Source organism: Brevibacillus halotolerans, from assembly GCF_026891775.1.
Lineage (GTDB): Bacteria > Bacillota > Bacilli > Brevibacillales > Brevibacillaceae > Brevibacillus_B > Brevibacillus_B halotolerans.
On record NZ_JAPTNK010000001.1, the window covers coordinates 533,382 to 548,328 of the forward strand.

Annotated in this window: 16 protein-coding genes; 14 read left to right on the forward strand and 2 right to left on the reverse strand. The window is 42.5% G+C overall.

What is annotated here, in order from left to right; genetic code table 11:
• Nucleotides 1-62: 62 nt before the first annotated feature.
• The 6 genes from O0550_RS02320 (at nucleotide 63) to O0550_RS02345 (ending at nucleotide 5,194) form a co-directional block, all read left to right on the forward strand.
• On the forward strand, nucleotides 63-728 hold the full coding sequence (locus O0550_RS02320) for a cob(I)yrinic acid a,c-diamide adenosyltransferase (protein ID WP_022584159.1): 666 nt from the start codon (nucleotides 63-65) through the stop codon (nucleotides 726-728).
• A gap of 15 nt (nucleotides 729-743) precedes the next feature.
• Nucleotides 744-2,342 carry a cobyric acid synthase gene (locus tag O0550_RS02325; protein ID WP_003334910.1) on the forward strand — a complete coding sequence of 533 codons (1,599 nt, stop codon included), beginning with the start codon at nucleotides 744-746 and terminating at the stop codon, nucleotides 2,340-2,342.
• Nucleotides 2,343-2,361: 19 nt separating this feature from the next.
• The gene (locus O0550_RS02330; RefSeq protein ID WP_035317816.1) at nucleotides 2,362-3,129 is read left to right on the forward strand and encodes an energy-coupling factor ABC transporter permease; all 768 of its coding nucleotides are present in this window, start codon (nucleotides 2,362-2,364) and stop codon (nucleotides 3,127-3,129) included.
• On the forward strand, nucleotides 3,129-3,437 hold the full coding sequence (locus O0550_RS02335; RefSeq protein WP_258425570.1) for an energy-coupling factor ABC transporter substrate-binding protein: 309 nt from the start codon (nucleotides 3,129-3,131) through the stop codon (nucleotides 3,435-3,437). Before O0550_RS02330 ends, O0550_RS02335 begins: the two co-directional genes overlap by 1 nt.
• Nucleotides 3,434-4,234, forward strand: a complete 801-nt coding sequence (cbiQ, locus tag O0550_RS02340) for a cobalt ECF transporter T component CbiQ (protein WP_003338871.1) — start codon at nucleotides 3,434-3,436, stop codon at nucleotides 4,232-4,234. The genes O0550_RS02335 and cbiQ overlap by 4 nt, the downstream gene beginning before the upstream one ends.
• 75 nt (nucleotides 4,235-4,309) lie before the next feature.
• Nucleotides 4,310-5,194, forward strand: coding sequence for an energy-coupling factor ABC transporter ATP-binding protein (locus tag O0550_RS02345; RefSeq protein ID WP_003338870.1), 885 nt, complete (start codon nucleotides 4,310-4,312; stop codon nucleotides 5,192-5,194).
• Between the two features lie 145 nt (nucleotides 5,195-5,339).
• On the opposite strand, the gene O0550_RS02350 is transcribed toward O0550_RS02345, so the two are convergent.
• Nucleotides 5,340-5,612 (reverse strand): HU family DNA-binding protein, encoded by a 273-nt coding sequence (locus tag O0550_RS02350; protein ID WP_003338869.1) that lies wholly within the window; start codon nucleotides 5,610-5,612, stop codon nucleotides 5,340-5,342.
• Nucleotides 5,613-6,097: 485 nt separating this feature from the next.
• On the reverse strand, nucleotides 6,098-7,123 hold the full coding sequence (locus O0550_RS02355) for a superoxide dismutase (protein ID WP_258425571.1): 1,026 nt from the start codon (nucleotides 7,121-7,123) through the stop codon (nucleotides 6,098-6,100).
• 157 nt (nucleotides 7,124-7,280) lie between these two features.
• Between O0550_RS02355 and racE the strand changes: the two genes are divergently transcribed.
• From racE to tig, 8 genes are all read left to right on the forward strand, one after another.
• Nucleotides 7,281-8,105 carry a glutamate racemase gene (gene racE / locus O0550_RS02360; RefSeq protein ID WP_096887675.1) on the forward strand — a complete coding sequence of 275 codons (825 nt, stop codon included), beginning with the start codon at nucleotides 7,281-7,283 and terminating at the stop codon, nucleotides 8,103-8,105.
• A gap of 185 nt (nucleotides 8,106-8,290) precedes the next feature.
• On the forward strand, nucleotides 8,291-8,698 hold the full coding sequence (locus O0550_RS02365) for a MerR family transcriptional regulator (RefSeq protein WP_003334901.1): 408 nt from the start codon (nucleotides 8,291-8,293) through the stop codon (nucleotides 8,696-8,698).
• A gap of 79 nt (nucleotides 8,699-8,777) precedes the next feature.
• The gene (locus O0550_RS02370; RefSeq protein WP_258425572.1) at nucleotides 8,778-9,935 is read left to right on the forward strand and encodes an MFS transporter; all 1,158 of its coding nucleotides are present in this window, start codon (nucleotides 8,778-8,780) and stop codon (nucleotides 9,933-9,935) included.
• 95 nt (nucleotides 9,936-10,030) lie between these two features.
• Nucleotides 10,031-11,089, forward strand: coding sequence for a GerMN domain-containing protein (locus tag O0550_RS02375; protein ID WP_003334899.1), 1,059 nt, complete (start codon nucleotides 10,031-10,033; stop codon nucleotides 11,087-11,089).
• 271 nt (nucleotides 11,090-11,360) lie between these two features.
• The gene (gene rph, locus O0550_RS02380; protein WP_003334898.1) at nucleotides 11,361-12,098 is read left to right on the forward strand and encodes a ribonuclease PH; all 738 of its coding nucleotides are present in this window, start codon (nucleotides 11,361-11,363) and stop codon (nucleotides 12,096-12,098) included.
• A 265-nt stretch (nucleotides 12,099-12,363) separates the two neighbouring features.
• Entirely contained in the window at nucleotides 12,364-12,972 is a 609-nt protein-coding gene (locus O0550_RS02385; protein ID WP_258425573.1) for an XTP/dITP diphosphatase, read from the forward strand.
• A gap of 2 nt (nucleotides 12,973-12,974) precedes the next feature.
• Nucleotides 12,975-13,496, forward strand: a complete 522-nt coding sequence (locus O0550_RS02390) for a metallophosphoesterase family protein (protein WP_003334896.1) — start codon at nucleotides 12,975-12,977, stop codon at nucleotides 13,494-13,496.
• A gap of 134 nt (nucleotides 13,497-13,630) precedes the next feature.
• Nucleotides 13,631-14,914 carry a trigger factor gene (tig, locus tag O0550_RS02395; RefSeq protein WP_003338864.1) on the forward strand — a complete coding sequence of 428 codons (1,284 nt, stop codon included), beginning with the start codon at nucleotides 13,631-13,633 and terminating at the stop codon, nucleotides 14,912-14,914.
• Nucleotides 14,915-14,947 lie beyond the last annotated feature (33 nt).

The window sequence follows — 14,947 nt, forward strand, 5'->3', positions numbered from 1 at the left end:
ATTGTAAAGGACTTGCCCACTGTAAAAAGGTTAAAAGTGAATCATCAGGAGGGAAGCAAAGCATGTCACATCGAAATGACGTGAATCAAGGACAGGCACACAGCCAAGAGCAAAATGAAAATGGATCTACTGTAGCGGTTCCAGTGGAATCTCTTGATGAATTACAACAAAAGGACAGTCCAAAAGAAAGAGCCGAGCGACGTGGTTTGTTTTTAATGTATACCGGTGATGGTAAAGGGAAAACAACAGCGGCTTTGGGTGTTAGTCTGCGCGCCTTGGGACGGGGGATGAAAGTGACGTTTTTACAATTTATCAAGTCCCCGCAGCGATCCTATGGTGAGTCATTATCCATGCGTAAATTAGGAATGGAGATGCAACAGCTAGGAATCGGATTTACTTGGACCAAAACCCCAGAAGAGCATCGTGAGGCTTTAAAAAAAGCATGGTCATTGACGAAAGAGAAACTGAGCGACCCAACTATTGATTTATTAGTATTAGATGAATTAAATAATGCGTTAGCAATTTCTACATTTCCGATTGAAGATGTTCTCCCACTAGCAGAGATAGTAGAAGCGATCAAAAATCGCCCAACCAATATGCATTTGGTAATCACAGGTCGCAGTGCGAAAACGGAACTGATCGAACTAGCAGATTTGGTCTCTACCATTGAGCCGTCTAAGCACTATTATAATGAAGGAATTCCGGCAGTAAAAGGTTTGGAATTTTAGAGAGGAAGTGCTTACATGCAAGGAAAAGCCATCATGGTAGTCGGCACAGCCTCAGATGTAGGGAAAAGTTTAATTTGTACAGCTTTGTGCCGTATCTTTGCCAATCGAGGATATCGGGTAGCACCGTTTAAATCACAGAATATGGCGCTTAATTCCTATGTAACAAAAGATGGGAAGGAAATCGGACGTGCTCAGGGCGTACAGGCAGAAGCAGCACGAACAATAGCCACTACAGACATGAATCCAATTCTGTTAAAACCAAAGCAGGATATGGTTGCCGAAATCATTGTACATGGAAAGCGTTACGCTGATATGGATGCAAGAGAGTATCGAGAAAGTTATGTAGAACAAGCTATGCCAATTGTAAAGGAAGCCTTAGAACGTCTACAAAATGAGTACGATGTTCTCATTTTAGAGGGCGCGGGAAGTCCAGCAGAGATAAATCTGAAAGATCGAGATATTGCTAACATGCGGATGGCTCATTTAGCGGATGCCGATGTAATTTTAGTGGCAGATATTGAACGCGGTGGAGTATTTGCCTCTATTATAGGGACTCTGGAGCTACTCGACGATGAAGAACGGGCAAGAATTAAGGGATTTATCATTAATAAATTCAGAGGAAGACGCGATTTGTTAGACGATGGAGTGGAATGGCTGGAAAAAAGAACGGGAATACCTGTTTTGGCTGTTTTGCCCTATATGGCTGTTGAAATTGAGGCGGAGGATTCGCTAGCACTGTCATCACTTCGCTTTAAACAACCTCAATTAGCTGAATTCCCTATTGATATTGCAATTCTTCGTTTGCCACGTATTTCGAACTTTACTGATTTTGATCCGTTGTTTGATGAACCAGAAACAGGCGTGCGATATGTACGTAACCGACATGAGCTAGGAAACCCTGATCTGGTTATTATTCCAGGTACAAAAAATACCTTGGACGACCTGGCATGGCTTGAACAGGAAGGGCTTGTAGATGCCCTGCGCCAGTTGCATCGCTCAGGTACAAGATTGTTTGGCATTTGTGGAGGCTTTCAAATGCTGGGCGAGAAGTTACTCGACCCTGACGGTGTAGAAGGAGACGGAACAGTACAAGAGCGTGCTGGGCTAGGCTTTCTACCTGTTGAAACCACATTTTGTCAGGAGAAACGAACTGTGCAGGTCACAGGAGAGCTACATCCAAAGGCGCAGGAAATGCTGGGATTGTCGAGTGAGAAAGCAGGCCAGCAGCAAGAGTACACTATGGAACCAACAAAGGACAATCAGAATTCGTTGACAGAGGTAACAGGATATGAAATCCATCTAGGAGAGACCTGTATGACTGATCACTCCGGTTCTCCTTTCATTATCTTACAGGATGGAAAACAGGATGGTGCCATTTCGAAAGATGGAAGAGCTAGTGGAACGTACCTGCATGGGATTTTCCACAATCGACATCTTACCAGACAGCTTATTAATCTGTTGCGTCAGGAAAAAGGGTTACCGATCTTTACAGAAGAGGTAGTCACCGAGCAGATGAGACGCGAAAAAGCTTATGATCAATTAGCACATCACGTGGAAAGTCACTTAAATATTAGTCATCTTGAAGCATGGTTTCAAAAGAAGGATACTAATTAATTTCCAAAGGATGATGAAAATGAATCGAAAATGGGTTGCAAGTAGTCGTTTGTTATGGTTACTTCCTGTGTTTGCTCTGTATTTTCTAGTGAACTCGCCCGAAAGTGCCTACGCGATGCATATTGCAGAAGGTTTTTTACCTTTCGGCTGGGCGATCTTTTGGTGGGTAGTGTTTGTACCATTCTTTGTCTGGGGACTTCGCTCTTTAATACGTTTGACGAATGATAAACCACAATTGAAGCTGTTACTAGCGTTGGCTGGTGCGTTCAGCTTTGTATTGTCGGCGCTTAAAATTCCGTCTGTTACAGGTAGTAGCTCGCATCCTACAGGTACAGGACTTGGAGCAGTGCTATTCGGACCACAAATTATGAGTGTGTTAGGTAGTATTGTCCTTTTATTTCAAGCGATTTTACTTGCCCATGGAGGATTAACCACACTCGGAGCCAATGCTTTTTCTATGGCAGTTGTAGGGCCGTTTGTAGGCTATGGGATTTATCGTCTTTTAAGCGGTATGCAGGTAAAGCAAGGAGTCAGCATTTTCTTCGCTGCTGCTTTGGCTGATTTAGCTACTTATATCACGACATCTGTTCAATTAGCATTAGCTTTTCCAGCGGCCTCCGGTGGTTTTGCTGCTGCGTTCATGAAGTTTGGAACCATTTTTGCAGTCACTCAGATTCCGTTAGCTATTTGTGAGGGTTTACTTACTGTAGTTGTTTGGAACTGGATTAGCGCATATAACCGTCAAGAATTGCAGATGTTGCTTAGCTTGCGGGGAGGTGCCAAATAATGAAAAGAGTAGCCAAATGGAAAAACTTGTTGTTACTTGCCCTTGTGGTAGTGATCGCGGTCATTCCACTGATGTTGATCAAGAACTCTGAATTTGGTGGAGCAGATGGCCAAGCGGAAGAAGCAATCCAGGAGCTGGCCCCAGAATATGAACCATGGTTTCAGCCGTTAATGGAAGTGCCAGGCTCTGAAACAGAGAGCTTGTTGTTCGCAGTTCAGGCAGCTTTGGGAGCGGGTGTGATTGGTTACGCAATTGGATTTTTTAAAGGTCGTAAAAAAAATGAAACGACACACGAAGTACAAGAATGAATCTTTGGATAGACCGAATAGCGTATCAAAATCGACTGCGTGATGTATCTGCTCGCTTCAAAGCTGGTTTTGCGGCAGGAATGCTTGTTCTTGCCTTATGTGCAGATATGGAAATTCAAATTGGCATTTTTATTTGGATGAGTATCTGGATTGTAGGGTATGCTAGTGTTCCCTTGCGTAGCTATCTTGTTTTTATCGGGGTAGCCTGCTTGTTTTTCATTAGCAGTACACCTGCCCTGCTAATCGACGTACAGCGCTTGTCAGGTTCAGTCAGCATCGGGCTAGAATCGAGCTGGCATTTACTTACCATAGGTGATTGGTATGTCTATATTGATCAACGTAATTTGTTTGTGATCGGTAAGCTGTTTACCCGCACATTGGGTGCTAGTGCTTGTTTTGCTTTTTTGCTGCTAACGACCCCTTTAGTTCAATTGCTTGACGTATTACGCGCATTACGAGTGCCTCCCATCATTGTTGAACTTATTATGTTGATGTATCGATTTTTATTTGTATTTTTCCAAACGGCACATGATTTATGGATTGCGCAAAAAGCACGCGGTGGGCATGGAAGTTTTTCAGCCCAATTGAAGGACATGGGCCGACTAGTCAGCTTGTTGTTTGCTAAAAGTATGCAACGGTATCAGCAGTTAAACCATGGTTTACTAGCGCGTGGATTCGATGGAAATCTGCAAGTGGTTACCATGGAAAAAGAGAGATATATAAAGCGTTATCTCATCGAAGCTGCGATGGGGGGAGCTTGCTGTGCAGCACTGATCTTTTGGCACTCCCTTTTATAAGAGATAAGAACCGATAACCTGAGAGACTTGGCAATCGCCAAGTTTCTTTACTACCAGGAAGGGGGCGTGGCTCTTGTGGAAACCTTGATCAGTCTGGAAAAAGTAAGTTACGCCTACGAACACAAGACAAATAGCCTCGCTCTAAAGGAAATCAATTTACGTATCCCAAAAGGTAAAAAGATCGTACTTCTCGGCCATAATGGCTCGGGGAAATCTACGTTGTTTTTGCAGGCAAATGGTATTTACCGCCCAACAGAAGGAAAGTTGTACTACAAGGGAGAACCATACCGCTATGATCGCCGATTTTTACAAGAGCTACGCAGCAAAGTAGGATTGGTGATGCAAGACCCAGAGCATCAATTATTGGCGGCTACGGTGGCAGAGGATCTCTCCTATGGCTTATGTAATCAAGGTCTATCTACTGATCAGGTTCGCGAGCGTGTATTGGCCACAGCAGAAGCTTTTCAAATAAAAGAGTGGTTACATCTACCATTACACCAGTTAAGCTTAGGACAAAAAAAGCTAGTCACTTTAGCTGGAGTTGTTGTATTGCAACCGGAATTACTCCTGCTTGATGAGCCAACAGCTTATCTGGATAGCTATCATACACAGCTATTTCTGACGCAATTGGAACAAATTTATCAGCAGGGTACGACCGTTGTTATGTCTACACATGATTTGGAGCTTGCTTATGCTTGGGCCGATTGGGTCTTCGTTATGCATAGAGGCTCGCTTCTTTTAGAAGGAACTCCTCAAGAGGTTTTTTGTCAAAGAGAGCTTTTAAGCCAAGTGCAGCTTGGGGTTCCTCTGCTCTATAGCGTCTGGGAAAGTATCCAGCCACTTTTAAATGAGGAGCAGCGTGCAACGTGGACAGCGCCTAGAACCGTACAAGAATGGTGTGGCTATGCAGAACGAATAGGTATCAAGGAAAAGGAACTACTGCTCGTAACGAAAAATTAACGGGCAAAGAACATAGAGGATAGCGTGCAGATGGGCATTTCATCGGCAGGGAGCCATTTAATTGTTATTTCATTAGAAAAAGGCTAGCAAACAACCTTTGGTCATTTGCTAGCCTTATTTGTCTCTTCTTATGTAGGAAGAATGATTACTTAACAGCTTCTTTTAGTTCTTTACCTGCTTTGAAAGCTGGTAGCTTGCTTGCTGGGATTTCGATTTCTTCGCCAGATTGAGGATTGCGTCCTTTACGAGCAGCGCGTTCGCGTACTTCGAAAGTACCAAAGCCCATCAATTGAACTTTTTCTCCACCTTTTAGTGCGCCAGTGATTGCTTCGAATACGGCGTCAACCACTTGTCCAGCATCTTTTTTTGTTAATTCAGCTGTTTCAGCTACTTTTGCAATCAATTCTGTCTTGTTCATTTTCTTACCTCTTTTCTTTAAAAAACTACTACTCATCATACCAAAAAATCCTTTATTAGAACAGTAAAAAAGCATAGAAACCCTTAAAAAATCACCTTTTTTTTCGAAAAGGGACAAAACAAAGGATAAAATTTTTTGTTTGCTCCTATATTTGCCAAATTTTACTTTTTCCAAACCTAAAAATCAACGAAAAGAAAACCAATTCAGGAGAAAAGAACGATAGAAAACAATACGGAAGAGCTTGCCCACTCTACAAAGAATCATGTTAGATTCCAGATATCTATCTCTATTTTACGCGAATAAAATGAAAGATGGTAAAAGAGCAAGCGGGTCATCCTCACTCGCATGCTCTTTTTGCATACTTGGCAGAATCATCCCCATATTACCGGTTATTTTGAATATGTCATATATTTCTCATGCATTTGATATGTTTTTCTCAAGGGCTGGGGAGTATTATCATAGACAGTAGAGTACAGCCATACAGCTTAGAATGGTTTCCAGCGTAAACGGCTTGCTTGACGGAAGCGATTTTCTACCTCTTCCCAGTTGACAATGTTCCACCATGCTTTGATATAATCAGCTCTTTGGCTGCGGTAGGAGAGGAAGTAGGCATGCTCCCATACATCTAAGACTAGTAATGGAACTACATCCCACTGCGATAAATTTTGGTGTTTTTCCGCTTGTAAAATTTCTAAGCGGTGAGAGCGCGGAGACCAAACAAGAATAGCCCAGCCGCCGCCTTCTACTTTTTCAGCAGCCTGTGAGAAATGTTGCTTAAATTTATCAAAGGAACCGAAATAGCTATTAATATGGGAAGCTAGTTCTCCGGTTGGCATACCGCCACCATCTGGACGCATAACAAACCAAAAAATGGTATGCAGGTAGTGCCCTGCACCATTAAAGGCTGCCTCTCCTTCCCAGAACTTAATCAGCTCAAAATTTCCTGTTTCGCGAGCTTGAGCCATCATTTTTTCAGCTTTGTTTAAGTTGTTCACATAATTGCGATGTAGTATATCATGGTGAATGCGCATTGTTTCTTCATCAATGTATGGTTCTAAGGCATCATAAGAATAGGGAAGGGGTGGAAGGGTATGACCACCAATCGGAACGGCTGTATTAGAAAAATTTGCTTCTGACACCACCGGAACGATAGCTGGTGGCGCGGGTTGCTCTACTCTAGGATGCCGTTGAAAGCGACCTCTTTTGTTCGAGTTGGCTTGCTTTTCTTGCTCTTTGTTCTCTTCCTCTGTTTTTCGATTTTGGACGAGACGGAGTAGGTCATGGAAGTGCCGCTGAATGTCTTCAGCTTGGGAGGCTAATTTCGAAATTTGTTCCTCGCGATCCTCTTTATCCTGGTAATAGTTGGCTTTGCGCCCTACTTCACTAAAGGCCACATGGAATTTGTGCAAATCCCGCTTCATCTCAGCACAATGAGGATTTTGACGCAGGTAATCGACCCATTGCCGACCCCATTCGCTCCAATCTAGGAGATGCTGTATTTGGTGGTTCAAGGTAATTCCTCCTTCAACTTTCCTGCTGTATACTTTATGATGATAAATGCCTACAGGTTCAAAATTTTTTAGCTGGTTCATCCTCTTTGTCTTTACATAGGATCAGGGAACAGCATATGGTAGAAAAGGGACTCTGACTTCAAAGGAGCTAACATCAATGAATGGAAAAGAAACCATCGGGATTATAGATTCAGGAGTGGGTGGATTGACCGTAGTAAAAGAAGTAATGCGGCAATTACCGCGTGAAAAGATTGTCTATTTTGGCGACAATGCCCGTTGTCCATATGGTTCACGCGATTCCGAAGAAATTCGCACATATACGAATCAAATGATTCAATTTGTTTCTCAATTTCAACTAAAGGCGCTGGTAATCGCTTGTAATACGGCTGCATCGGTGGTGTTGCATGAAGCGAAGGAACGAATGAATTCGCCCGTTATCGGTGTAATTGAACCAGGAGCACGTGCTGCCATTTCGGCATCTCGTACGGGGCGTATTGGAGTTATTGGTACAGAAATGACGATTCGTACAGGGGCTTACCTACAAGCGATGCGTCGTATTAATCCAGAGCTGTACACAGTGGGCATGGCATGTCCGGCGTTTGTTCCATTAGTTGAACAACAGCGCCTACATACAGAAGAAGCCCGACAAATCGTAACCAAGACCTTAGAGCCTTTCCGTCATGAAGAACTGGATACATTGATTTTGGGCTGTACCCATTATCCTTTGCTTGCTCCACTCATTCAGGAGGCAATGGGAGATAGCATTACCTTGATTAATTCTGCAGAAGAAACGGCGCGTGAGCTCAGTGCAATGCTGTCTATGCAGGGGCTATTGAATGAGCAACAAGAAATCGAGCCCAAGCACCATTTGTTTTATACAAGTGGCAGTAAACAGGTATTCCAGCAAATTGGCGAAGAGTGGCTAGAGTGCCCGTTGAATGTACAGCAGCAGGTGCTTGAGCATGTGGCTCCATTATTTTAGAAATTCTGGATAGGCGATAATCCGTTCGTGTAACGAGTCAGTTCTTGAAATACAGAGAACTGACTTTTTATGTTATCGATATTTTTTAAAAAAGTTCTGTCTCTCTTGACAAAAAGCTTACGTTAACGTAAATTGTTACTTGTTCATATAGTTGTATATCAAACTATTTGAGAGGAGGAGATACCATGACGTTCTTTAAAATTGATGAGGTAACCAAGCAGATTGGAGTAACGAAACGAACATTACGTTATTACGAGGAAATAGGTTTAATTAAACCTCCAATTCGTACAGAAGGTAAAATTCGGCTGTATTCCTCTGACGATATACGTGATATCAAAAAAATTTTGGAAGCACGTGAGGTACTCGGTTTTTCTTTAACAGAGCTTCAACATTTTATCAGTTTAAAGGAAGAGATGGAGCGAGCGTATGAAAATGAAGATGTGCAAGCATCAGTCCATGCTGATCGACTCCACACACTACTAGAGGCGCAGGTGGATATGTTAACGGAAAAATTGAAACGTATGGAGTCTTTTCGTCAAGACCTTCAGCACATGCTTCTCAAAATAGAGAAGCTCCGGCAGAAAGACAAGTAGATAACATAAATTCCACGAAAGATGTATATGCAACTTAATGCAGGAACAAGGATTAAAAAAATAGGGGTGTATGGTAAAGATGCAGCTTAAACCAATTAATCGAAAACGTGCACGGATCATTACGGTGCTAGCCACTTTTTTTGCATTTATGGGAATAGGAGTAGTTGATCCTATACTTCCAGTCATTGCTGAACAAATCCATGCGACACATTGGCAAGTAGAGATGTTATTTACTGCTTATATATTTACCATGGCGATTATGATGCTGCCATCCGGTATTTTAGCTGTGCGTTTAGGGGATAAAAAATTAATGATGATCGGGCTAGCGATAGTTACTGTTTTTTCATTGTTATGCGCTATGTCCTCATCTATTGTAGGATTATCTTGGTTTCGCGCAGGATGGGGATTGGGAAACTCCATGTTTTTTGCCACAGCGATGACGTTATTGATTGCCCTATCTGATGAGGTTAGTGGCGCAGTTGGAATGTATGAAGCGGCCATTGGGCTAGGTATGGCAGGAGGTCCCTTAGTAGGTGGACTTTTAGGTGGATTTGCATGGAATTATCCTTTTTTCGCTACTTCTTTCTTTATTTTTTGTGCATTGCTTCTTGTCATTTTCTTTGTTCATGAACCATCCAAAAAACAAGAACGCCAAACAGCGGGTCTAAAAGAACTTCTCAGTCTCTTAACCTACAGACCATTTATGCAAGGTGCTTTGTCTGGCATGTTGTATTATTATTGTTTCTTTGTTATTTTGGCATACTCGCCACTCATCTTACACTTAACTGCTATCCAATTAGGTTTTGTGTTCTTTGGATGGGGATTAATGCTGGCGTATGGATCGGCGGTTCTTTCCCATAAGCTAGAAGCGCGACTTCCTTATAAAGTGTTGATACGCTATGGATTACTTGCTTTAGTGATTATTTTACTCGGCTTATTTGCTATTCCTAGCAGTACGGCTAAAATAATACTGATTATCGTCTCAGGCCTAGTACTTGGGTTAAATAATGCTCTATATTCAAGCTATGTTATGGAAATCTCTCCATATGAACGAGCAATTACTTCTGGCGTGTATAACTTTGTACGCTGGCTAGGAGCAGCGCTAGCTCCCTTATTATCAGGAGTAATTGGTCACGCGCTAGCTCCACAAGCTCCATTTGCAGTGGCTGTTATCCTGTCACTTGCTGCGATTATTATCATGAGTATAAACATGGCTTCTAAAGAGAGGACAGTCTAAGATGGCTTGCTGGAGATTTCTTTTACTCTAGAGGAATAAACCCAAGCCCTGCTCGTATACATGGTAGTACAAAGTGTCAACGAGGAGGATATGGGATGAAAAAAAGACCTATCGGTAAAATGACAGCGGTTGTTGGGCTAAGTGCGATACTCATGACAGGATGTGGGCTGTTTGGTCCATCAAAAGAAACGAGTGTCCCTATACAGACTCCATCCATTACAGGTGCAGATCCTAATCCATTACAGATAACGGAAGAACAGACGGGAGAAGAGACGCAGGGAGCGGTTACCCAAACGACAAAGCGTACTGTTTATCTGCAAGATACCAATGGTTTTGTCGTCCCAGTCTCCTTGATTTTACCCAAAGCAGAAGGACCCGCTAAACAAGTGCTAAGCTATATGGTAAAGGGAGGTCCTGTGGAGACGCTGAAGCCGCAGGGATTTGAGGCTCTGTTACCCGAAGGCACGAAAATTCTAGGGATGTCTATTAAAGAAGGAAAAGCAACAATAGAATTCTCATCTGAGTTTAAAAATTATAAAGCGGTCGACGAACAAAAAATTCTCGATGCAATTACTCGTTCTATGACAGAATTTGATACGGTGAAGGACATTGCGATTTGGGTAAACGGGCAACCGTTAAGCGAGATGCCGGCAAATGGTACACCAATCTCATTGTTAAACCGTCAACAGGGCATTAATACGGAACTGGTTGAAGGGGCGCATCCTGGCAGAACTTCTGCGGTAACGATTTATTTTCAAAGTCAGCTAGATGATAAACGAACCTATTTTGTACCGGTGACACGCTTGATTCCAGAGACGCAGGATATGTCGAAAGCGGTTGTAGAAGAGCTGATAAAAGGGCCGAAAGAAGGCTCACCATTATTTAGCTCCTTACTGCGAACTACAAAGGTACTTGGCGTTGAGCAACAAAAAGATACGGTGGTTGTTAATTTAAGCAACGATATTTTAAAGTATGATAAGGGAAAAGAAGCAAACCCTGAAGCGATGGAATCACTCGTGCTGTCCTTAACAGAGAATACTGGTATAAAGAAGGTGCAGGTTCAGGTAGAGGGAAAACCGTTAACGCAAGCAGGTTCAATGAAATTTGACCAGCCTGTATCAAGACCGCTTCAAATTAATGCCTTTGAATTGTAAGCTAACATCCACGTCTAGGGGCGTGGATGTTTATTTATAGTACATGTCTATATGGTCTACAGCCTTCAGAGGTGGTTATTTAGTATGATTCGCGGTGTTTTCTGATAAAATGAACACGTCCTTGCAAGAATCAGTTTGAAAAACTAGCAGTTCATGGTGTGCCTTGGTATACTAGTTGAAGGCTTTGTGATTAAACGTTACCATTCCACAGACAATAGTAAACAAGCACAGCGACATAATAACGAATTTGAAAATATGTAGGAGGTCTTTTATGAGATTGGATGGACGTTCGAGCGATCAATTGCGTCCCGTTAAAATTACCCGCAATTACATTAAGCATGCAGAGGGTTCTTGCTTGATTGAGGTAGGCGATACCAAGGTAATTTGTACAGCGACGTTAGAAGAAAAAGTACCTCCGTTTATGCGGAACGGTGGAAAAGGCTGGATTACAGCTGAATACTCTATGCTACCGCGTGCCACAGAAACACGAAATGCCCGAGAATCCTCCAGAGGCAAGGTCGGAGGACGTACGATGGAGATTCAACGTCTGATTGGCCGCGCCCTACGCTCGGTTGTAAAATTAGAGGCGATGGGAGAGCGCACAATTTGGTTGGATTGTGACGTTATTCAAGCAGATGGAGGTACGCGTACTGCGTCTATTACGGGTGCATTTGTAGCGATGGTGGATGCTATGAATACATTAGTAACGGCTGGTACTTGGAAGGAATTACCGATCACGGATTTCTTAGCTGCTACTTCCGTAGGTGTAGTAGAGGGAGTACCAGTATTGGACCTGAATTATAAAGAGGATTCTTCCGCAATTGTTGATATGAATGTTATTATGACAGGCGCCGGTAAATATGTAGAGCTGCAAGGAACGGGGGAAGAATCTCCTTTCAGTACGGAGGAGCTAATGCAATTACTGGCATTGGGACAAAAAGGGATTCAAGACCTCATCGAACTACAAAAAGAAGTGCTAGGAGAAGTGAAGCTTCATAGTAAAGCGTAACTTTCTAGCTCTCAATAGGCCTACATAGGTGGTAAAACCCGAAAGCGGATATCTTCACATGTCTGTTGTTCGGGTTTTATCATGATATGTACGTAAAAATACGGCATGGATGAAACATCAAAAAGGATAACTGCGTCTAAGATTTACCAGGGTTACATAGGAAAGGTGAATTTTTACAATGCTTGCGTTATAATGTGGGGTAATACATAAGCAATACAGAAATTGGATTGTAAAGTAGCTTTTATCACGAAAGCGAGGGACAAGCATGAGTGAACAAACAGCAAAGAAAAAAGTGGTATTAGCCACTAGAAATCAAGGAAAAGTTCGCGAATTCAATAAATTGTTTGAGGTATTGAATCTGGAGGCAGTCAGTGTTTCTGAATTTCCAGATGCACCCGAAGTGGAAGAAGATGGAGAAACCTTTGAAGCCAATGCACTCAAAAAAGCAAAAACAATCTCAGAGGTGTTAGGACTACCGGCAATCGGCGATGACTCTGGTTTAGAGGTGGATGCTTTACATGGTGCTCCAGGAGTTTATTCTGCACGGTTTGCAGGAGAACAGGCTACAGATGAAGAAAACTATCAAAAACTATTAACCAAACTGGCAGATGTTCCGACGAAGGAGCGAACAGCCCGATTCCGTTGTACACTCGCTTATGTTGAACCGGGACAAGAGCCCGTGATTGCGACAGGGGCTTGCGAAGGTGCTATCGCACACGCTCCATCTGGTTCCAACGGCTTTGGTTATGATCCAGTCTTTTTTGTACCAAGTCAATTATGCACCATGGCTGAGTTATCACCAGAACAGAAGAACACGATTAGTCATCGCGCCATGGCGATGAAGGATTTGCTAGAAAAACTGAAGGGGAGATAGGCGTGAGCATTCTCATCATCAGCGATACACATGGGCAAATCAAAGAGGTACAAGAAGTAGTGGATCGTCACCCAGCAGATTTCATTTTGCATTGTGGAGACTTCTGTGTCGACCAGAAGCAAGCACCATTTTCAAAAATGCAACTCGTACAAGGAAACTGTGATTTTGAGCCAGTTGCTAAAGATCGGGTTACACGCTGGAAAGATTTAATCATTTACCAAACACATGGACATTTGTACGATGTTAAAAGCTCACTTATGAAGTTGCACTATCGTGCCGAAGAAGTTGGAGCGAACGTTGTGTTGTTTGGACATTCTCATTTTCCAGTATGTGAAGTCGAGAGAGATATTTTGTTCATTAACCCGGGCAGTTTGATGATGCCGCGCGGTTTTAGAACTCCTACATACGCTGTTCTGGAACAAATAGGTACTGATGATTTCCATATTAAGGTACAGGTGCGCTTCTACGATCGACAAGGACAAGAAATTTCTGAACGTGGTGGTCAATTTTTGGTACGACGGTGATTTCTTGAAATTTATTTGTTATGTGATATACTGAAATGGTTATAATGGCAGGTAAATTGCTTCTTAATGACATAGATTGTTTCTGTGTGGGTGAGGCAATGTTTTCTGGATTTAATCTAGGAGGGGAAGTTTAAGTGGTAGCAAAATGGGAAAAGTTAGAGAATAACCAGGGGGTTTTGACGGTAGAGGTTGATGCCGATCAAGTAAACCTTGCTCTGGATGAAGCATTTAAAAAGGTAGTAAAAAAAGTAAACGTACCTGGATTCCGTAAAGGTAAAGTGCCTCGCAAAATGTTCGAAAATCGCTTCGGCGTTGAGTCTTTGTACCAAGATGCATTGGACATCATTCTTCCACAGGCATACGGACAAGCTGTTCGTGAAACAGGTATCGAGCCTGTTGATCGTCCAGAAGTTGACGTAGAACAAATGGAAGCTGGTCAAAAATTGGTGTTCAAAGCAACTGTTACTGTAAAGCCTGAAGTAAAACTAGGCGACTACAAAGGTCTTTCTGTAGAAGAGAAAGATTTCACTGTAGGCGAAGAACAAGTTGCAGAAGAACTAAAAGGTATGCAAACTCGTCACGCTGAATTGGTAACAGTTGAAGAAGGCCCAGCTGAAAACGGCGACTCTGCAAATATCGATTTCGAAGGATTCCAAGATGGAGTTGCATTCGAAGGCGGTAAAGCAGAAGACTACTCTTTGGAACTTGGAACTGGCACATTCATCGCTGGTTTTGAAGAGCAAGTAGTAGGTATGAAAATCGGGGAAGAAAAAGAAATCACGGTTACTTTCCCTGAAGAATACCATTCTCCAAACCTTGCAGGTAAAGAAGCTATGTTCAAAGTGAAATTGAACAGCTTAAAACGTAAAAACCTACCTGAGTTGGATGATGAGTTCGCAAAAGATGTAAGCGAATTTGACACTTTGGAAGAATACAAAGCTGATCTAAAAGCTAAATTAGAAGAAAAAGCTGAAGCGGAAAAGAAAAACTACATCCGCGAGCAATTGGTTCTAAAAGCTACGGAGAACGCTGAGATCGATATTCCAGATGTTATGGTAGAGTCAGAGCTTGATCAAATGGTTAAAGAATTTGAGCAACGCCTACAAATGCAAGGTATGAACCTAGAGTTGTACTACCAATTCTCTGGTACAGACGAATCTGCTCTTCGCGATCAAATGCGTAAAGATGCAGTGCTGCGTGTTCGCACAGCATTAGTTCTTGAAGCGATTGCGAAAACAGAAAACCTTGAAACAAAAGAAGAAGATGTGGATCAAGAGCTTGAGCAATATGCGAAGATGTATGGTCGTCCTGCTGACGAGCTTAAGAAAATCTTTGCTGCACAAGACGGGCTTGCTGGTTTGTTCCGCGAAATCTTGACTCGTAAAGTTGTAGATTTGTTGGTTGCAGAAAGCAAATAAACTGCATAACCTTAGATATGGGCGCAAGGCACG